The organism is Mycoplasmopsis glycophila, assembly GCF_900660605.1.
GTDB classification, from domain to species: Bacteria; Bacillota_I; Bacilli_A; order Mycoplasmatales; family Metamycoplasmataceae; genus Mycoplasmopsis; species Mycoplasmopsis glycophila.
On sequence record NZ_LR215024.1, the window covers coordinates 79,643 to 100,578 of the forward strand.

At 29.2% G+C, this 20,936-nt stretch carries 17 protein-coding genes and 1 rRNA gene; 13 read left to right on the forward strand and 5 right to left on the reverse strand.

Annotation, left to right across the window (positions count from 1 at the left end):
- Positions 1-49 precede the first annotated feature (49 nt).
- Complete coding sequence (gene plsY / locus EXC46_RS00235; RefSeq protein WP_027333709.1) at positions 50-706, reverse strand: glycerol-3-phosphate 1-O-acyltransferase PlsY; 657 nt, start codon at positions 704-706, stop codon at positions 50-52.
- Positions 707-758: 52 nt separating this feature from the next.
- Here plsY and def point away from each other — a divergent pair, with 52 nt between their 5' ends.
- Genes def through EXC46_RS00250 form a run of 3 tightly spaced genes read left to right on the forward strand, consistent with a single transcriptional unit; the run spans position 759 to position 2,831 of the window.
- Positions 759-1,316 carry a peptide deformylase gene (gene def, locus EXC46_RS00240; protein ID WP_027333708.1) on the forward strand — a complete coding sequence of 186 codons (558 nt, stop codon included), beginning with the start codon at positions 759-761 and terminating at the stop codon, positions 1,314-1,316.
- Positions 1,317-1,345: 29 nt separating this feature from the next.
- Positions 1,346-2,254 (forward strand): MSC_0882 family membrane protein, encoded by a 909-nt coding sequence (locus tag EXC46_RS00245; RefSeq protein WP_027333707.1) that lies wholly within the window; start codon positions 1,346-1,348, stop codon positions 2,252-2,254.
- 4 nt (positions 2,255-2,258) lie between these two features.
- Complete coding sequence (locus EXC46_RS00250) at positions 2,259-2,831, forward strand: DJ-1/PfpI family protein (protein ID WP_027333706.1); 573 nt, start codon at positions 2,259-2,261, stop codon at positions 2,829-2,831.
- Between the two features lie 127 nt (positions 2,832-2,958).
- Here EXC46_RS00250 and EXC46_RS00255 read toward each other — a convergent pair whose 3' ends face one another.
- Positions 2,959-3,732, reverse strand: coding sequence for a SemiSWEET family transporter (locus EXC46_RS00255; protein ID WP_223211549.1), 774 nt, complete (start codon positions 3,730-3,732; stop codon positions 2,959-2,961).
- Positions 3,733-4,145: 413 nt separating this feature from the next.
- On the opposite strand from EXC46_RS00255, the gene EXC46_RS00260 reads away from it, so the two are divergent.
- Positions 4,146-5,438 carry a coiled-coil domain-containing protein gene (locus EXC46_RS00260; RefSeq protein WP_027333704.1) on the forward strand — a complete coding sequence of 431 codons (1,293 nt, stop codon included), beginning with the start codon at positions 4,146-4,148 and terminating at the stop codon, positions 5,436-5,438.
- A gap of 32 nt (positions 5,439-5,470) precedes the next feature.
- Here EXC46_RS00260 and EXC46_RS00265 read toward each other — a convergent pair whose 3' ends face one another.
- Positions 5,471-6,310, reverse strand: a complete 840-nt coding sequence (locus tag EXC46_RS00265) for an HAD-IIB family hydrolase (protein WP_027333703.1) — start codon at positions 6,308-6,310, stop codon at positions 5,471-5,473.
- 42 nt (positions 6,311-6,352) lie between these two features.
- Positions 6,353-7,621, reverse strand: coding sequence for a serine--tRNA ligase (serS, locus tag EXC46_RS00270; protein WP_027333702.1), 1,269 nt, complete (start codon positions 7,619-7,621; stop codon positions 6,353-6,355).
- Between the two features lie 223 nt (positions 7,622-7,844).
- Between serS and rpmH the strand changes: the two genes are divergently transcribed.
- The 9 genes from rpmH to EXC46_RS00315 all read left to right on the forward strand — a co-directional run bounded on the left by rpmH (position 7,845) and on the right by EXC46_RS00315 (position 20,494).
- Positions 7,845-7,991: a 50S ribosomal protein L34 gene (gene rpmH / locus EXC46_RS00275; RefSeq protein WP_027333701.1), complete on the forward strand. Its 147-nt coding sequence runs from the start codon at positions 7,845-7,847 to the stop codon at positions 7,989-7,991.
- A gap of 11 nt (positions 7,992-8,002) precedes the next feature.
- A complete protein-coding gene (gene rnpA, locus EXC46_RS00280; protein WP_027333700.1) occupies positions 8,003-8,329 on the forward strand; it encodes a ribonuclease P protein component in 327 nt (108 codons plus the stop codon).
- The gene (yidC, locus tag EXC46_RS00285; RefSeq protein ID WP_044888910.1) at positions 8,322-10,496 is read left to right on the forward strand and encodes a membrane protein insertase YidC; all 2,175 of its coding nucleotides are present in this window, start codon (positions 8,322-8,324) and stop codon (positions 10,494-10,496) included. Before rnpA ends, yidC begins: the two co-directional genes overlap by 8 nt.
- Before the next feature lie 62 nt (positions 10,497-10,558).
- Positions 10,559-10,664, forward strand: a 5S ribosomal RNA gene (gene rrf, locus EXC46_RS00290).
- A gap of 150 nt (positions 10,665-10,814) precedes the next feature.
- Positions 10,815-12,983, forward strand: coding sequence for a HinT-interacting membrane complex protein P80 (locus EXC46_RS00295; RefSeq protein WP_027333669.1), 2,169 nt, complete (start codon positions 10,815-10,817; stop codon positions 12,981-12,983).
- Complete coding sequence (locus EXC46_RS00300) at positions 12,983-14,266, forward strand: HinT-interacting membrane complex lipoprotein P60 (protein ID WP_027333670.1); 1,284 nt, start codon at positions 12,983-12,985, stop codon at positions 14,264-14,266. The genes EXC46_RS00295 and EXC46_RS00300 overlap by 1 nt, the downstream gene beginning before the upstream one ends.
- A gap of 4 nt (positions 14,267-14,270) precedes the next feature.
- A complete protein-coding gene (gene hinT, locus EXC46_RS00305) occupies positions 14,271-14,588 on the forward strand; it encodes a histidine triad protein HinT (RefSeq protein WP_187468989.1) in 318 nt (105 codons plus the stop codon).
- Between the two features lie 440 nt (positions 14,589-15,028).
- Positions 15,029-16,054: a phosphatidate cytidylyltransferase gene (locus tag EXC46_RS00310; protein WP_027333672.1), complete on the forward strand. Its 1,026-nt coding sequence runs from the start codon at positions 15,029-15,031 to the stop codon at positions 16,052-16,054.
- Between the two features lie 24 nt (positions 16,055-16,078).
- Positions 16,079-20,494, forward strand: coding sequence for a PolC-type DNA polymerase III (locus EXC46_RS00315; RefSeq protein WP_129622105.1), 4,416 nt, complete (start codon positions 16,079-16,081; stop codon positions 20,492-20,494).
- A 178-nt stretch (positions 20,495-20,672) separates the two neighbouring features.
- Here the strand turns inward: EXC46_RS00315 and EXC46_RS00320 are convergent, their stop codons facing one another.
- Positions 20,673-20,861, reverse strand: a complete 189-nt coding sequence (locus EXC46_RS00320; protein ID WP_027333674.1) for a hypothetical protein — start codon at positions 20,859-20,861, stop codon at positions 20,673-20,675.
- Between the last annotated feature and the right edge of the window lie 75 nt (positions 20,862-20,936).

Below are 20,936 nucleotides of genomic sequence, written 5' to 3' on the forward strand. Positions count from 1 at the left end.
AAACACCCTTCCTTAAAAAACAGGAAAGGTGTTTTTTTATTAAAACTAATTAGAAAGTAAATTTACGTTCACTCTTGTTAAGCAATCTTTTAATATTTGATCTATGTGTGAAAACAATAAAGAAGGCACAAAGAGCAAAAACGATTGAATTAGCATAAAAAGGCAATGTTTGAGGTGTGGTATAAGCTAAAATTCCATTACTCATTCAAGGAATCGAAACAAAAATAATCATTATTAATGCTGTTAATACACTAGCTAGCGAAACATATCTAGTTGCAAAAATAATTCCAAAAAAGAAGAGAGCAGCTATTGGTAGAAGCACAATATTTAATGCTATTAAAACTCCAATTGCGCACCCTACACCTTTTCCACCTTTAAATTTGAAAAAGATTGGGAAAGTATGTCCGATTACACAAGCTAAACCAGCAAGGAGCGGAATGTAATTGTACTGTCCTTCAAAGTGTTTTCAAAAAACATAACCTAAAAGTACAGCTAAATAACCTTTAGCAATATCGATTAAAAGAACGGTGATAGCGAAACTTTTGCCAAAAACACGATATGAGTTGGTTGCTCCAGCGTTTTCTGAATGAAAATCGCGCACATCTTGTTTCTTTCAAAACTTACTTAAAAGTATGGAAGTGTTTAATGATCCAAGTGTATAACCTAGTAAAATTAGGTGCAAACAAATAGCAAAACTTATTAACATATAAAATTACCTCTTTATGATTAATATTGTTTTATTATTATATAATAAAACTATGGAGAAAAAATTTGATATTAAATTAGTTGAATTACCTGAAAAAGTGTTGCGTCAAAAATCAAAAGATGTTCCAATTCCTTTAACTGAAGAAGACATCGAACTTGCAGAAAGAATGATTTATCATATCGATGATTCACAAAAAGAAGGAACAGAATTTCGTCCAGGAGTAGGAGTTGCTGCTGTACAATATGGAATTCTTAAAAATGCTTTTTATATCTTTTTACAAGATGACAACAACAATGTAATTTTTAAAGATGTGCTTTTTAACCCTAAAGTGATCTTGAAGAGTGATAAAAAAGTCGCTTTAAGTGAAGGTGAAGGTTGTTTAAGTGTTAGTGAAGAATGACCAAGCCAAGAAGGTTATGTACACCGTTCACAAAGAATAGTTGTTGAAGCATATAGCTATTTCGAACGTAGATACATGCGTTATGAAGCGACTGATTATCTTGCTATTGTTTTCCAACATGAACTTGATCACTTAAATGGAATGCTTTTTATTGATCGTATTAAACAAAAAAATCCGTTTTTAAAAAATAAAAAAGCTAAATATCTTTAGTTATATTCAACTGTTAGGAAGGAGAAATCATGCATGACAATAACGATTTCAAACCAAAAAATACAGAAGGTTCATTAAATTTTAGAAATGCAACAGCACCAATTGGATTAAATGAGCACAAACCAACAAGAATTTATGAAGAAAGCCGTGACGGACTTAACCCAGCTCTTTTATCGATCTTAAGAAAAGAACGTTTTATTAGAGTTTTAGGATCATTATTCTTTGGAATTATTGCTCTTTTAGCAACTATTGCTTTAATTATTGTTGGAGTTAAATATAAAGCAAACGCAATAGGATGATACATTTTACTTGGTGCAATTCTATTAATCTCAGTACCTTTACTTGTAAAAAACTTAATTACATACACAGCAATTAACAAAACAGAAAAACAATTTAGATATAACCAAAGAACAGGTGATGCAGCATCACATGCGATGTTTGCAGAAATGTTAAAAAGTTTAGTCATGAAAAGCCTTAGAATTACTTGAATTTATCTTTTCTTTGTGACTTACTTTGGACTTTTATTATTAATTACTCTTGCTTTATGAAAAATTAATGGCGGAGTTTGAAGTATTGGACACGCACCAGAAGAAAATGCTGGAGTATCTTCGTTTTATCTTAATGTTAACTGAGATGATGTTTTAAATAAAATGTATGGAAATGTAAAAAGCTTTTTAAGCATTGGACTTATTACAATTTTAGGAACAACAATTGTTTACTTATTTGTAATCTTATATGACAAAAAACGTAAAATGGACTTACAATCACAATTAGGTTCTGATTTTGCAACTATTTTAGCAGATATTAACGCATCAAAAAGAAGCGAAAACAAAGCTTGATTGAGAGCTTACATTATTATCTTTGTACTTGTTGTTTTAATGCCTTTAGCAGTATTTGCTTACCTTCTTTACAAAAAATTCATTAGAAGAGCAAAATAATTAAATGAAAATTCTAGTTATACTCGAAAACAATTTTAATGACATTGAATTAACAACTACACTTTCTTGCATCAAAAGAGCAGATTCAAGTGCAGAGATTGATTACTACCACAAAGACCTTAAAGAAGCACGTGGACAATATGGAATTGGATACATCAATCATATTATTAATAAACTTGATAATATTGATGCTTATGATGCGGTTTTTGTGCCTGGTGGAAAAGGTGCGCAAACTTTAAGGGAAAACAAAGATTCACTTAATGTTGTTCAAAAATTTATAGAAAATCAAAAATACGTTTTTGCAATCTGTGATGCACCAAATGTTTTAGTTGAAGCAAATGTTTTAACAAACAAAAAATTTGCTGCTTTTCCAAGTGAATGATCAAGCAGTTATCGCCAAAATAACTATGTCAAAGATGTCTACGTTGTAGAATCTGACTCAAAAATAGTAACAGCAAAAGCAGCGGATGCATCAATGGAGCTTGGATATTACATTGTTAAACATCTTTATGGCAAGGATTTAGCAAACAAAGTCTATCAAGGAATGACAGGCAACACAAATAACTTTTTCGAATAATTAACACAAATTAAAAATAGAACGGATCTTACCCAACCTAGGGTAAGATTTTTTTATTTTAATAGTATGAAACCTACCTAAAGACAAACAAAAAGCTTTACTAGTAAAAACTAATAAAGCTTAATTGTTATTCTATTTTTCTTCCTGTTTTAATTAAATGTCTATCATACAAGGTAAATGCTAATTGAACACCAAAAATAGTTAAACTAATAAATTGTCAAATTAAACCAGCAATTAGTGATCAAGGTTGTTGTCCAGGATTTACATATAATTCTTTTGAAATTCCCAAGATTCATCAAATTATTCAAACGATGTTATTAACTTCGTAAATAACAAACATTCAAATCGAAACCCCTTGTCATTTTTTTGTTTTAAATGATTTAATAAGTTGTGGTGCAAAAGCAAATGTAGTAAAGGCAGGGAAAATAATACCAAAGATTGTTGAAAACTTATCTGGTAATTGAATAAGTTTTGCACCTGTTGTTTTTTGATCATAAACAAAAAGAATTATAAATATGATTGCGACTACTCAAGTTATTGCAACTCCGATTGCACCCATAATTTTTTGTTTTTTTGTAAAATCTTTTTTGTAATGGTAAAGAAGATAAGTCATAACACCATTTACAAAAATAGATGTACCATCAGCTACAACAACGTTATAAAGATTGTGAGGGTTGGTAGCTCCATAAATAACTCAACCTAAAATACCTATATGAAAGATTCAAAAAGAAAGAAAGCTAATGTTTCCGGTTTTTTTATCCTTTATTATTTTGTATAGTTGTGGCAAACTGAGCATTACTATAAGAACGCTAGAAAGCCATAAAAAAATATTATATCAAGTGTCATAAGGTGTTGAAGAAATTTCACCACCACTAAACATTTTTGTGAAATTAGTTAGCATAATATAATTTTAAAACAAAATGTTTTAAAAAGAAATAACAATAATCAAATGTGAAACTTTCCACAAAAACATAAAAATATTCAAACTTTCTAAAAAACAAAAAATAAAAAAACAACAAAAAAAACAACAGTTTTTTTGCAGAAAACCAAAGAATTAACAAAAACCTACTTTTTAGACATATAAAATGAATATCTTAACATAAAAAAGCAGTCTTTTTTTTTTTTTTTTTGATAAAAAAAATAAAATATATATATGAAAAAATAAATTTATTCCACATAAACAATGTGAAAAACTTGAATGTATAAAAACAGTTATTAAGTTTATTATATATTTATTAAGTAAATTTAGGTTAAATTGACTTAAAACTTAAAATTTACTTTTAAAAAACGTTATATGTGTGAGAGAAGGGTAAAATGAAGAAAAAAATATTTTTAGGAGCGTTATCGCTTGCAGGTGTTGTACCACTTTCTGTTGTGGCTATGTCAGCAACAGGAGCAAAAGAGAAAAAAGATAAATTTTTAATAGAAGGATTAGAAGGTGTAGCTGAAGATGCGAGAACAAGTTTTGATTCTAAACTTAAAGAAGTGGAACCTGTTTTTGCTAAATTTAAAGAAGATTATGGGGTTTCATTAAATGATGAATTTATTAATTTTCAAAAAGAAAGGTTTGCATACTATCAAGAGGACTTTAAAAAAACAGTTGCAGAATATAATGAACAACCAGATGAAGTTTCGAAGCCTCTAGATAGAATGATTCTTACTGGTCTAACCATGAAATTAACAAATGCTTTAAAATCTATGGTTTCTATTTACGTTTTATTTGAAAAAGAACTTGATAAAGCAAATGCATTAAATTCTGTTATTTCTAAATACAAAGTTAAACCAGTAGAAGAAGGGACAACTTTAACTGAAGAACAAATAAAAGAAAGAAAAATTAATCAAGATATTTACAACAAATTAATCGAATCTCTTAAAAAAATAGAAACTGCGGAAAAAGCAAAAACTGAAGAAAACAAAGAAAAACTTCAAGCATATAAAAATGAACATTCAGATTGAAGCGAAGAAGAAATGAATGATTTCATTTGAGAAGTTACATTCCAACCTGGTGCTGAAACATATATATCAGCTTATTTAGAAAATCTTTCAGTAGACTTTTCAGCTAAATGAGGTGAAACAAACGATAAATTAGAAGAAAAATCAAAAGAATACGAAAAGGCAGCTACAGAACTTAAAGCAGCCAATGAAAAAGTTAAAGAGTTAGATAAAGCAAACGAAGTTCTTTCTGAAAACAGTAAAGAAATTGCTGACTTAAAAGCTTTAATTGAAAAATACAAAGCAGCTGATTTAAAACAAGCAAACTTTGGTGATCTTGTTGATAAAATGAATGAAATCTTCGAAATCACAAAAGCTGGTGAAGTTATTTTTGATAAAGAATCATTAAATGAATACCATTCAAAAATTCAAGATATTCTTTCAAAATTAAGAGCTAAAGCAACAGAACTTAGAGCAGAAATTGAAGTTCTTTCAACAGAAAAACAAAGATTAGAAAATGAAAATCTAAAATTACAAAAAAATGAAAGCTATGCAAATTCTGACACAACAAAATACAAAGCAGGATTAATTGCAAGTACAATCATTGGTCTTTTATTATTACTCCTTTTAGTATTATTGTTAATTAAAAAATACAAAAAAGAAGAAGAAAAATAGTTAGAAAAAATATGCGCATAGACGCATATTTTTTATATTTTTTGTTCGTTGATTATTTTGAGAAGAGTTTCTCCGATTGTGCCTGTTTGGTGGTCACCAATAACGTAATTTGCAGCTTCTTTTGATTCTTTTGTTCCGTTTCCAAGGGAAATACCAATTGAAGCATTTTTAAGCATATCTACGTCGTTTCCGCTATCTCCGAAAGCAATTAGATTACTTGAAGATTCGTTTAACATATCTAAAAGCGCTTTTAAACCATTTCATTTTGATGCACCTTTTGGGTTAGCATCTGTATAAATTGAATTGGTTAAATAAATTTCAAAATCATTAGGATTTAACTGTTCTCTAACTTCATTAGTTATTTTCACAGCTAGATTAGCAGGGTTACGAAGAGCTATTTGTGTTATTTTAGTTTCTGGATCATTAATTATATTTTGGATTTCTTCAAGTGAAGCAAGGTTAAGAACGTTAAGATCCATAATTTGTTCTTGTGACATTCAGTCAGGAAACTTACCGTTTGGTAAAAATGTTCCATTATATGTTGTTGTATCTAATGTTAATATTGATTGATACTTTTGCGCCGTTTTTTTCATTACTTCAAAAGCTTCTTTTTTCAGTTCTTTTAATAAAATAACTTTATTTTCAAGACGATTATAAATTGCTGCACCATTAGAACAAACAAAGTAATCAATATTTGAAAGTTCACCACTTTCAATGAGTGGAATAACTTTTTTAAAACCCCTTCCAGTAGCAACAACGTTTAATCCGCCTTTTTTGTGCACTTCATCTAAAGCTGCTTTAGTAAAAGGATGAACTGTATTATCTTTTAAAAGCAATGTACCATCAAGGTCATAAGCAAATATTTTTCTCATTATTTTTCACTTTCCACAAAATAAAAGCAAGATTACTTGCTTTTATTTTATTATTTCGATTCCATTCATATAAGGAACAAGCACTTTTGGTACTGTAACTGTTCCGTCTTCGTTTTGGTAAAGTTCTAAAATAGCAGCGATTACACGGTCAACAGCAAGTCCTGATCCGTTCATTGTGTGAGCGTATTCGGTTTTACCTTCTTCGTTTCTGTATCTAATCATTGCTCTACGAGCTTGGAACTCACCCATATAACTTACTGATGAAACTTCCCTAAAACGTTGTTCAGATGGAAGTCAAAGCTCAAGGTCAATAGTTTTTTGAGAGCTAAACCCCATATCCCCTGTACAAAGAAGTAATTCACGATAAGGAATTTCAAGTTTTTCAAGAATATTTTTAGCATCTTCAAGCATGCTTAAAAATTCGTGATAAGCATCGTTTTTGTTTGTAACTTTAACTAATTCAATTTTCTTAAATTGGTGTTGTCTAATTAGTCCTTTAGTATCTTTTCCACTGCTTCCTGCTTCAGAACGGAAACATTCTGTGTAAGCTGTAGCACGAAAAGGTGTGCTTAAGTCAACAATTTCATCATTGTAAATATTTGTAAGTGTAATTTCAGCTGTTGAAATTAAATATTCATCAAGATTTTCTAATTTATAAACATCTTCTTTGAATTTAGGCAATTGACCTGTTCCATACATCATTTTTGATTTAACAATAACTGGTGTAGCGAACTCGTTGTAGCCTCTTTCGGCGTGAGTATCAAGCATAAAATTAATTAAAGCTCTAACTAATCTTGATCCTAAATTTTTGTAAATAACATATCTTGAACCAGAAAGTTTAACAGCTCTTTCAAAATCTACAATATCTAATTTTTTAGCGATTTCATAGTGTGGAAGCATCGCTTTAACCAAACCACGTCCTAAATCAGGGTGTGTATTTAAAACAACATTATCATTTTCGTCTTCTCCAAAAGGAACATCTTCCATAGGAATGTTAGGAATTTGTAGTAAAAGTTCTTCAATTTCTGAATTAAGATTATCTGAATTTAAAGTAAGTTCACTTTCTTCTTGTTTTAATTTAGCAATTTGAGCTTTCAAATCATTTAACTTATCTGGCTCGTTTTTGTATTGTCCAAATAGTTTTGAAAGTTTTGCTAGTTCAGCTTTTTTGTTTTGTGCGTCGAACATTAGTTGTCCACGTTTTTCAGCTAATTCTAAAAATTTATCGAATAAAGCAAGGTCAAAACCACGACTTTCTAATCCTTTTCGAACGCTATCTCTATTATTTAATGCGTATTTAATGTCTAACATTTGTAGCCTTCTTTCTTGTCTCTATTATTTAAAATTATACAAATATTAAAGTAATTAAATAACAATATTTTTAATACTTTCACTTGCTATTTTTCATAAAAAAGATTTAATTTTGAACTTTTAAAAGAGTAGTGTAAAATAAGGAATAAACAATTATGTTTTTAAGGTATAATATACAAGCTTATAAATATAATTAAAACATTGAAATTATAAGGAGGATTAAATGAGCAAAAGAACTTACCAACCAAATAAGCGTAAACACGCTAAAGTACATGGTTTTAGAGCTAGAATGAAAACAGCTAACGGTAGAAAAGTTTTAGCTAATAGAAGAGCTAAAGGTAGAAAAAGATTAACAGTTTCAGACAAATAATTTCTTAAAAAATGAAAAAAATCTATCGACTCAAAAAAAATTGAGAATTTAATGAGGTGATTAATTCCAAAAAACAAATTATCAACAAATATGTCATTGTTTATTACAAAAACGCAGACGCCTTTAAAGTTGGAATTACTGTACCAAAAAAATTCGCTAATTCAGTAGGTCGTAATTTATATAAAAGACAATTAAGAGCTATTTTACACGAAATCAAACTTTATGATTTACGTTATGAATTCGTGATAATAGCACGCAAAGATTTTTTGGAAACAAAGTACGCTCATAAAAAAGCTGAAATTCAAAAACTCTTTGAGAAATTTAGGAAAAATGCATAGATCTAAACAATTTAATTATTTTACCAAAGGTCGCGATTCTAAAGAAAAGCGAAAAGAAGGACTAAAGAAAGCATGAAAATGAATTAAAGCCTTTCTTTATGTTTTTATTTTCGGACTCACACTCACAGGGTGTATTCAAAACTTTACAATTAAAACATCTTCAACCGTAGGAAATGGATTCGAGATTTATAGTGATAAATCTGAGATAGCTCCAAGAGTTACTACATTACAAGATAAAGAATCAAGTGATAAAAGCTATGATTTCTTAACAACCACTAAAATTAACCACCATGTTAATGTTAAATGAACAGATAACTTCATTGAAGAATTAAGCAAACAAACTAAAGCAGATGGAGGTGAGTATGGAAAATACGGTCACTATACATCTTCAATTAGAGTTGAAGCTTCAAATGAAGACAATGTTAATGCTAGATTAAAAGAATTAGGACTTGTGTCTAATTCAAATAATATCGTAGCTAAAGAAGTTAATGGTGAAACTAGATATCTTTTCAAATCTGATACAGCCACAGGATACCAAAGACTTTTTAATGATAATATTTTATTAGCATACTGAAGAACATTATTTGATTTACAAAAATCAAATAAAAAATACCAAGTTCTTACTAGAGAAGACGGATCAAAATACTACAACATTTTAAATGCTAGTTTTGATTCAGTAGCAAACGTAAAATTATACGACAATGTTTCTGTTCAAGATTCATATGCAACAACAGAAGAAAAAAATCAAGCAATTGAAAAAGCAAATAAAGCATATGCTTCTGATGTTTTACTTTTTATGTACGCATACACATTTGGAGAAACTAGTGCTTTCTTCAAAAAAGCTAGAGAATTAGATCCAAGTATCAGTTCAACATACGATTTTGTTGTAAAAGCAAAAGACTATATTGATGCTGATAAATTGGAATTCAAAACTTTCTTGGCTCCTAATGCAGAAAATCTTTCAGATTATCAATCAAAAGTTCTTGCTTATTTAGAGCAAAAAGTTGCAAAAGCTAAAGAATACCAAATTCAAGATTTAGAAAAATTAGAAGAAGCTTTAGCAGCAGCAAAAGCTTTTGATCCTTCATCTGCAACTGCCTTTTCATCTGATGATCAAACAAAAATGAATGCTTTAATTAAAGCCTTTGCAACAGAATTTAATTCAAAAGTTTCTTCATTTGTTGTTGGAACTATTGATCAAGAAGTATATGATCATGTACTTCAATACAATACATTAATGAAGAATTATTTAGCAATGGCTGGTTATAGCACAACAACAGCTACTCTTGTTGAAACAGGTTTAGGAAGAGAATTAGAAATTAATTCTTCCGTACTTGCATTAAGAGGAGATGTTGCTCAAAAAAGTATCACCACATGAGGTGAAGCTTGAGAACTTGGGCCATTTTACGGATTATTAGTTTATCCACTTGGAAAACTTATGCAATCAATTCGTAGACCAATGCCTGAATTAAATGGTTGAGCATCTATTATTGCTATTATTATTGCTGTTATAATTACTCGTGCTTTAACTCTTGCTCTTTCATTTAGAGCAACAATGATGCAATCATTACAAGAAGACTTTAAATCTAAAAAAGCTGCAATCGAAGCTAAATACAAAGGCTTTGAACAAAACAAAGCAATGAAAATTAGAAAACAACAAGAATTAAGTGCTTTATCAAGCAAATACAATATTAATCCAATGGATCAATTTGGACAATTATTTATTCAAATGCCAATTTTCTTTGCTATTTGACGTGTTATTCAAGGTCTACCTGAAATTAAGTCAACTATCTGATTAGGTTTAAACTTCTCTGCAACATCATACAGTGAGCTTTTTGCTGGAAATTGAGCTTATTTATGAATTTTAGTTGTAGCTGTCGCTGTTCAACTTGTTTCACAACTCTTACCACAAATGCTTAATCGTCGTAGATTGCACGAAAGAGCAACTATTGCGGAAATCGAAGCTCTTAAAAAATCAGAAAAAACACAAAAAATGATGATGATTGTGTTTACAGTAATTACACTTATTTTTACAGCGGGTATTCAAGTTTACTGAATGTTTGGAGGGTTATGACAAATTGGTCAAACACTTTCAATTCACTACTTGAAAAAAACACAATGATTTAAAAATAGATATTCTAAAAAAGCAATCAAATTAAATAAATAGCTTCGGCTATTTATTTTTTTTATAATTTTACTTGACACTTAATTTAAATATAGTACAATATTATCAGTGGCCATAGCAAAGGGGTGCACCTGATCCCATTCCGAACTCAGTAGTTAAGCCCTTTAGCGTCGACGATAGCCTAACGGTGAAAATAGAACGCCGCTTTTTTTTATTCCTTTTTTTCAAAAACCTCGTAAAAATGCGGGGTTTTTCTTCGTTTTCTTTGAATAAATAAAAAAAATTATTTTGTTATAATATAATAAAAAATACTATATATATTATATAAAGTAAAACTTTAGATTAGAAAGTAGGAATTTTATGGCTAAAAAACAACAAAAAAGTTTTTTTGAACGTTTAGCAGAAATCAATGACAAACATGACAATAATTTAACTAAAAAAACAACAAACAAAAAGAAAAGAAGTTTATGAACTTTCATTTTAGCAGGTGCTTTAACAGCAGGTGTTGCAGTAAGTATTGCTGTTCCTTTAGCACTTAATGTGGCTAAAGTTAATTACATACAACCAAGCGCGGATAGCAAAGTTGTTTTACGTTATAACGATAGAAATAAAACTACTGACGCTGAAAATATCGGAAGCTTAAACAATCTTTTTTCATCTAATGCTGAAAAAGTAGAAACAAATTTAGATGCTGCCTATAAAAAACTAGTTTTCTTTTGATATGAAGAAGAACAAAAAGCTTCTGTAACATATCAATTCCGTTACAATGCTTCATTAAATGCTGGTGATACGCAAAAAACTAATATTGCACTTAAGACTCTTGAAGAAATTCGTAAAGAACAAAAAGATAAGTTAGCTGACCAAAAAGCAAACTTACAAAAGTTATATCTATCAGGATGAGAAGAAAAATACAACCAATTACTTTTAAGTGATAATTACGGAAAAAGCAAAACAGAAGATGAAGCGATTGAATATGCTACTTACAAAATTGTAGAAAAAGAAGCGACAAGAAGATTTAGAATTAAAGTTCAAAAACAAAGTATCAATATGCTTAAGAGAGCTTCAAAAGAATACAAACAAATTAGTGAAGGTGGTATTGCTGCAACAGATGAAAACGGAAAGTCGATTGTAATTGGTCAAAACGAACTTATTTTCCCTTATCTTAGAAGCATAGAAGATGAACAAGCATTAAAAGACTCTGATTTCCAAGGAATGTATTACTATGAAATTCCAGGAACAGATCAAATTGTTACAATTAGTACTGAGTCATTTATTCCTAGTCACATGTCTCCAAATTCATTAATTAATGATTATTTAGCTACAAACAATTTAGGTGTTACAACTAAATTAACTTTACCAGGTGTATTTAAAAACGGTGTAGACCCTCAATTTAACTTTGAAGCTGAAGATAAAAAAGTTCTTGCTAACATTCTTAAGTATTCTTTAGTTACTGATTCAGAAAGACAAAACCCAAGAATCCAAAGAGTAGCTGATATTGCTTTTAACTCACAAAATGGAATTTTTAAAGAACAAGCAAGTGATTTTATGTCATCAATCAATAATTCAGCAAACATGATGCAAGTAGGTAAGTATAAAACTTATTTAAATCTTTTATCAAAAAATGCAAGTGAACTTGGAACAGAAGGGATTACTTCACTTCTTGATGAATTTGCTTCAAACACAGCTGAAAATATTGCGTTATTAGCTAATGAAATCTTTGATTTGGATCAAGATCCTAATTCACTTCCTACAATTGATTTTAGCGAGCTTTTTGTTTTACCTACAGATATTCAAAATCAAATTCAATTAATTTTAGATCAAACAGTTAATTCACAAAATGTAAACTTTTTAGCTCAAAAAGTTGCTCAAATCAATGCTTTAATTGATAACTTTGTTAAGAATTCTTCAGATGCTGTGTTTGGTGAATTTATTCAAAATACATTCAAAAAACAATTTGTTATTAATAACCCTGATTTAAGCAAACAAACATCATTTGCTTACGTAGTTAAAAATCTTGGTGGATTTGTTGTTTTAAATGACGGAAAAATTGAGTGAGTAAGAAGAACAAACCTTAACGAAAACACAATTCTTGCTTTCTTAAAAAATTACATTAAACAAACAAGACTTGATGAAGTTAAAGATCTTAACTTCTTAAGCTCAATTAACTCTTTACAAACTAAAAATACTATTTTAGCTAAAGCACTTAAAAATGATGCTTTTATAGCCAAACTTAAAACAAATTCTGAATATACAGATGAAAAAGTTCAAGAATTAAAAACACAAAATAATTCAATCGTGCAGGGAAATTCAAATGAGAAAATTATCAACTCATTATTAGGAATTCATACATGAGTAGAAGCTCAAAAGAGTTTAACAAAATCTTATAACGTACACATTAATAATGCTTCTGTTGTAATTTCTTACCGTAATGCTAACGGGGAAATTGTTGAAAAGAATAACAAAGCAAAGACAACTATTACAAATATTTTTAAACAAAAAATCAAAGAAACAGCTAAAGGAGGAAACTAATGAAAAAAGCTTTAAAATTCTTAACTTTATTAGTTCCTACTCCACTTGTTGCTAGTTTAGTTGTTTCTTGTGGTAGAGAACAAAACACATTAGAAAAAACTGAACAAGATAAACAACTTTCAAACAAAGAAAAAATTACAGCTTTAGCTGAAAATATTTGACTTTCAAACACATTAGCAAGTTTATACAACGTGCAATCAGATAGTTCAAACCTACTTAAATTGAATGTTAAACTACTTGAAAACGACAATTTTAAAGCGGACGCTTTTAAAATCTATAACACTTTATTAGCACAAAACAGTGTTAAAAAACCAGGTGAATTAGCTAAAAAAATTAATACACTTTTATCAAATGGGACACTTTCTGCTTCAAGTGAACTTGAAAGTTTAGTTACAAATCCTTACGTTGATGAAGTTAGCGAAGCACAATTCATTAAGCTTTATCAAAATCTTGATACTGAAGTTGCAAGAGAAACAAATAAAGCCTTACTTGTTTATAAATATTTCCAAATTGAAAACGAAGAGAGTTTAAAGAAATTAGATGGATCAAATTTTAATAGTAACAAACTTAAATACGACACACAAAACTTTAATTTGATTAAATATGCAGTTGATAAAAAATTAGCGCAAGTTTGAGGTTACACAACTTCAAATACTGATGCAATTTTTGCTGAAGCATTCCAAACAATCAATAGCATTGCTGAATATAACCAATTTTTAAGTAATAAAACAATTAGCACATCTAAAATTAGCGACAAATTATGATTAAATGAGCAAAACAGTTACCAAAAAAATCTTTCAGGTTATCAAGGTGTCACTGCTATTAGTGATCTAGCAGGTGTTTCATTTAGTTTTGAATCAATGAGACATGTTGCAAATTACCAAGCTAACTATGTTGGTTTTTACAACTACATTGACCATAAAATAGTTGAAATTAATGAACAAAATATGACAGTTGAACCTGTACCAGTTGCTAGAAACAATTCAACTATTGATATTAAATACGTTAATGTAATAGCTCCAATCGGAAAAGATAAAAGCATGGTAACAGGCAAAAATGACGATAATAGTGACAAAGTAGAAACAATTAAAGTTCTCAGTTTTGAAGGTACACCATATGATTCAAAAATTCTTGAATTAAGTGCTTTATTATCACTTAATGACTCTAATTTATACCAAAACGCTCAAAACGCTTTTGTGACGCTTGGTTACTTATTAGAAAAAGGTGATAATGAAATCTTTAATGAAACAATTAAGTCATTATCATTTGTAAAACAGGATTAAGATTATGAATATTTTTCAAAAAATAATTAATAAAGAAATTCCAGCTAAATTTCTTTATGAAGACGACAAAGTTATTGCTATTTACGATATTGCACCAAAACAGCCAGGACACTTTTTAATAATTCCTAAAGAGGTTGGTGCGAACATTTTAGAAAATAGCCAAGAAACAATTGCTTACACTTTCTTAAAAGCACGTGAGCTTGCTGCTAATTTAATGCGCGAAGATAGCTCTGTCAAAGGGTTTAAAATTCACATTAATACTGGCTCGGCAGCCGGACAAGAGGTGATGCACACACACATTCACGTTATACCATATCGTTAATTCAAAAAGACACAACTTCAATTTAGAAGCTGTGTCTTTTTTTGTAAAAGAAAAGCTGCATAAAATTAATGCAGCTATAATGTACTTTCTTGTAATATATTATTAAAAATAAAACTTAACACTATAAAGGAGCTATTTGGACTAATAAATACTTAGAAAGGAGGGACTATATTAAAACCATATAATTTATGGTTAAAGCATATTAGATATAGTCTAAAAATGTATTAAAAATGAATAAAACTTATTTATAAAAACGAAATGAATTGGATATTTTGTGGATATAAATTCAGCTTATATCCTTTTCAATTATACTATCTCAAGCTCAAAAACCTTAAAAATCAAAAGAAAAATGAAAATTTTTCCACAAAATTAACAAAAGAACTTTTTTAAAGCATAAAAAATATTCTATTTTTTCCCTTTATGATTTGTATAATTAGAATATGAAAACAGACACTTTACCAAAAAGAGATAATCTATGAAAAACTAGAATTTTTCCTGCTCTACTTTTAACATTTTTATTTATTGTTTTTATCTCTATTTTTAAATTATCATTTAGTAATTTAATTTTTGATTACAAAAGCTTATATTGAACATTTAGGTTTACTTCGCTAACATTTTTTATTATTCTTATTTCATACATTTTTTATGAATTAAACAAGGTGTTTTTCAAAAACAAGTTAATTATTGTCTTTTTAATAGTTTGCATGCTTGCAATAAGTTTGCTCGATGTTGAATATTTTAAATCAACATGATTACTTTCAGGAAATGCTGTTTTAACAGCTTTTGGACAAGTTAAATTTCTTTTTATCAATGTAAATTACAGTGTGAATTTCTTAATGTTTTTTGCGCTTCCTATTCTGTTTTTAGTTGCTAAAGTCATTGAAATTAGAAAAAGAATTATTTGAAAAAAAGTCATATTAATGACACTATATTACTTTGTAACATCGTTTGTGTTAATTGCTTTTATTAAAACATTTGTCATTTTTATGTCTCATTCAAATGGTTTAGAGTACATTTTACTTTTTGTGCTTGTTTCAATTGGTGCTGATATTGGTGGTTTTTTTGGCGGTAAATTACTTGGACACAAATTATTTGCTAATAAATTAGCACCGCAAATTAGCCCTAAAAAAACAATTGAAGGAGCGCTTGTTGGTTATCTTTTTGCGCTCTTTTTAGCTTTTGCTTTTATCTTTGCTTGAAATGCAGCTTTTCCTAGTGATGATAATCTTGGTCAAATTTTTCTAGGTTCAAAAAATTATGGCGCTTATAAACTTATTTTTATGATGAATCTTTTAGTTTCTCCAGCTTTTGCTATTTTAGGTGACTTATATTTTTCATTTTTAAAAAGAAAAACAGGTATTAAAGATTTTTCTAATCTACTTAAAGGTCATGGTGGTCTATTAGATCGAATTGACAGTATTTCAGTTGTATTTGCACTTTGATTTATTATTTTTCTCTTTTTATAAAACCATTAAGAAAGGTTGTTTTATATGTATAAATTTAAAGATGTGACCTTAAGAAAGGTTATGGAATCTCTTGAAGTTAAGGAACTTGAAGGGTTTGAAGACGCTTATATTGAAGATTCCAGAATTACAATCAAAAGAGATGAAAATAACGCTCCATACTATGAATTTACAGTAATTGTTAATGGTATTCCAAAAATTCAAAATTTATTAAAACTACAAAATCTAATTAAACATAGCAAAAAAGCAAAATTTGAAGTTTCTTTTAAAATTAAAAACTATGATGTTTCACAGCTTGAAATAGCTGATTTTTGTCGCAAACTAATTGAAATTGACCCTAGTTTTAAGTCACTTGAAGATCAATTTAAATTAATCAATGTTCTAGTTTATAATCAAGCAAACAACAATTGAAACTTTAATTTTGATTGCTCGGAAGAAGATAAAAATGATTTTGAGCTTACGATTTTAAATTTGTCAAAAAAGATGCAAACATTAGGTTTTTTAGATGTTGAAATTATTCCTAACTTTGTTGGTATTAAAAAAGACATCAAGCTTCGTGATGATGCTATGATTGATGAGTTTTTTGAAAATATAGCTAATTCTACTGAAAACTTAAATTCAAAATTTGATAATACCAGCTCTGAATTTGGTTTAGCACGTAAGAAAGCTTTATCAAATAGCTACTATAAAAACTCATATAAAAATGAAAACTTTAAACCAGTTTCAATTAAATATATTCACACTATTCCTGATGACGCTTTTAATATTAAAGTTAAATTTGATGCGATGATTTACAAAAAAGAAGTCTCAAAATTTAATGAAAATTATTACTATCACTTTTTTGTTACAGACCTTGAAGAAGCAATCAAAGTGACAATTCGTTCACAAGGTGAGCAAATTTCACTTTCTGGTTTAAATGAAGGGCAATGAATTAATGTTTTAGGTGAAGTTAAGACTAATACTTTCGATAATGTTAAATACATTCAATGTAACAATGGAAACATGGTTATTGAAATTCCGTCAAAAACTTTAGAACGCGAAGAAGAGCTTGAAGACGAGAAGCTACGTGTTGAACTTTCAACTAGAAGTAAAATGAACACCATGGATAGTATTCTAGAGCCAACAGAAATTGTTAATTTAGCTAAAAAATTTAACCAAGAAGCTGTGGCTATCATTGATTCAAACAGTGTTCAATCATTCCCTGAATTTACCTTTGCTGCTAAAAAAGCTGGTATAAAACCTATTTATGGAGTTTCTTTTGATGTTATCAAAAAGAATAATGGAGCAATTTTAACTCCTAAATTTACGAATGTCGACTTTCTTAATTCAGAAGTTGTTGCATTCGATATTGAAACCACTCACCTTTCGCCAAGAATTGGAGATATTATTGAGTTTGGTGGTTCTTTAATCAAAAATGGTTATGTTCAAAACAACAACTTCCAATTTTTCATGAAAGCAAAAAAGAAGCTTTCAGCATTTACTATTAACCTTACAAACATTACAGATCAAATGCTTGAAAATGAAGGTTTATCAGAAAGAGAAGGGTTAGAAAAAATTTATTCAATTCTTAATAATAGAGTTGCTCTAGCTCACAATGCTAATTTCGATATGCATTTCATTTTACAAAAATTTCTTGACAATGACATGGAGCTTCCTAACACTGTGTTTGTTGATTCGCTTGTTATTTCAAGACTTGTTTTCTATGATAAGAGTAAACACGCTTTAGGTGACTTTTGTAAGAATTTAGGGGTTGAATATAACTCTGAAGTAGCTCACCGTGCTGATTATGATGCTGAAGTTTTAGCAAAAGCATGAGTTTTAGCTTTACCTCTTTTAAAAAATTTAGGTATTTACGATTTAAACACTTTATATAACTTTGAACAAACAGAACTGAGACAAAAAAAACGTTCAGCTCAAATTACAGTTTTAGCTAAAAATCAAGCTGGACTAAAAGAACTTTTTAAGCTTGTGACTTTACAACTTACAGAAAGATTTTTTAAGTCACCAAAACTATTTTGAGAAGATCTTAAGATGCCTAGCGAAAACCTTCTTTATGGTTCAGGTGGAATTAGAAGTGAATTATTAGATGCTTTATTTTACTCTAGTGATCTAAAACTTAATGAATTAATTGATAAATTTGATTATATTGAGGTGCCGCACCCAAGAGCGTTTAAACATCTTGTTGACGAAAATGATTTTACAAAAGAAGATGTTTTAAATATGATTTCGCTTCTTATTAATCGAGCTAAAGAAAGAGGAAAATTAGTTGTTGCAATTGGTGATGTGCGTTATGCTAATCCTGATGACCAAATTTTTTATAAATCTTTAGTTTATTCAAAAGGAATTGGAAACGTTGCTCACTTTTTATTTAATTATCAAAAAGCAAGATCAAATTCAATTATTCTACCTGATTTATTTTTCTTAACTACTACCGAAATGAAAAACGAATTTAGCTTCTTAAATGATGCCAAGCTCATTGAAGAAATTGTGGTTGAAAATACTAATAAAATTGCAAATCAAATTGAAAACGACATAGTTGTAATTCATAGTGATTTATACACACCAAAATTCGACAACTCAAAAGAAAAATTACATGAATTAGTTTATAAAAGAGCACACGAAATTTATGGTGAAAATTTACCTGAAATAGTAGAAAAAAGGCTTGAAAAAGAAATCACACCAATTCTGAAATATGGTTTTGATGTTGTTTATTGAATTTCACATAAGCTTGTTAAGATGTCAATGGACAATGGATATTTAGTTGGTAGCCGTGGTTCGGTCGGTTCTTCTTTAGTTGCTACTATGGCAGGAATCACTGAAGTTAACCCGCTTGCTCCACACTATATTTGTTTAAAATGTCACTATTTCGAATTATCCGATGATAAAAACATCACTTCAGGATACGATCTAGATGACAAAGAATGTCCTAATTGTAAAGTGGTGATGAAAAAAGATGGTCAAACAATACCATTTGAAACCTTTTTAGGATTTAATGCGGACAAAGTCCCTGATATTGATCTGAACTTCTCCGGAGACTTTCAAGCCGAAGTTCATAATGAAGTTAAAAGACTTTTTGGTGAGTCACATACTTTTAGAGCTGGAACAATTTCAACAATTAAATCAAAAATTGGTTTTGGTTATATTAAAAAAGCTTGTGAAGAGTATGGATTTACATATTCAAACAACTTTATTGACTTCCTTTCGACAAAAATTGAAGGGGTAAAAAGAACAACAGGACAGCACCCAGGTGGAATTATCATTATACCTAAAGAATATGATGTTGAAGACTTTACGCCTATTAATTATCCAGCTGATGATATTTCAATTGATTGAAAAACAACTCACTTTGATTTCCACGCAATTCACGATAACGTCTTAAAACTAGATATTTTAGGACACGTGGATCCAACTGCTATTAGAATGCTTGAAAACATTACAAAAGTTGATGTTAAAAAAGATATTCCAAGCAAGGATCCGAAAGTTCTTTCGCTTTTCTCATCAACTGAAGCACTTAATATTTCACCAGAAAGTATCGGAGGTGAAATCACTGGAGCGCTTGGACTTCCGGAATTTGGAACAAGCTTCGTTCGTAGAATGCTTTATGAAGCTAAACCAGAAAGTTTTGCTGATTTAATTTCATTATCTGGTTTATCACATGGAACTGACGTGTGATCAAACAACGCACAAGATTTAATTAAAGATCAAGGAATGACTATTAAAGATGTTATTTCATGTCGTGATGATATTATGGTTTACTTAATGAATAAAGGAGTAGATCCACAAAATTCATTTAAAATCATGGAACAAGTGCGTAAAGGTAAAAGCATTACGCCAGAGCAAGAAGAAGAACTGAAGAAATCTAACGTACCAGGTTGATACATTGAAAGTATGAAGAAAATTAAGTATCTTTTCCCTAAAGCACACGCGACTGCCTATGTGCTTATGGCATGAAGAATTGCTTGATTTAAACTTTATCATCCGTTACCATATTATGCGACTTATTTAACAACAAGAGTTGATGAGTTTGATGTTGAAGTTTTAAGTGATGATTTTGGAGCTAAAAAAATTAATTCAAAATTAAAAGAGCTTGATGCTATTAAGAATAAAAAAGTTAAAGATAAAGAACTTATTCAAACTTTGGAAATCGCTCGCGAGCTTTATGCAAGAGGTTTTTCAATTTCGAACATCATTTTAGAACAGTCACTTGAAAAAGAATGAGTTATCGATGTTGCTAACAAAAGATTAATCCCTCCTTTTTCAGCGATTAAAGGACTAGGCCTCTCTGCTGCTGAAAAAATAGTACAAGCACGTAAAGAAAATGATTTTCGTTCGAGAGAAGACTTTAAAAAACGTTCTGGAATTAATCAAACTTTATATACAACGATTGCTGAAATGGGAATTTTAAATCATTTAGACGACACTGACCAAATGAAATTATTCTAATTTTAGTGAGAGCTTAAAAGCAATTAATGCAAAAAACGAATTAAAAACCTATCTAATCCTTTATATCTAATCTCACAAAGCTGCAAGGCTTTGTTTTTTATCTCCTTAAAAAAAGAAAAAAATAAAACTGACTAAAATTAGACAGTTATAGGTTTTGAACTTTATTGCTCGGGATTAGTTACTCAATATATCCATAAATCATGCTTATGTAATGGAATCTAATTAAATGTTCAATGTTTTCTGATTTAGTTTGAAAGAGCATTTTATCGTAAACGTATAAATTGTGGTGCTTAAAATAAAATTTATCAATAACTCTTTTTAATTGTTGTATTAATAAAATAAATTCTTCTTGGTTTTTAATGTGCATAACGAGATAAAAAATAGCGTCCTACGCATAACCGCTAGACGCTTTCTAAAAACGTTACCCTTTATTATTTTCATA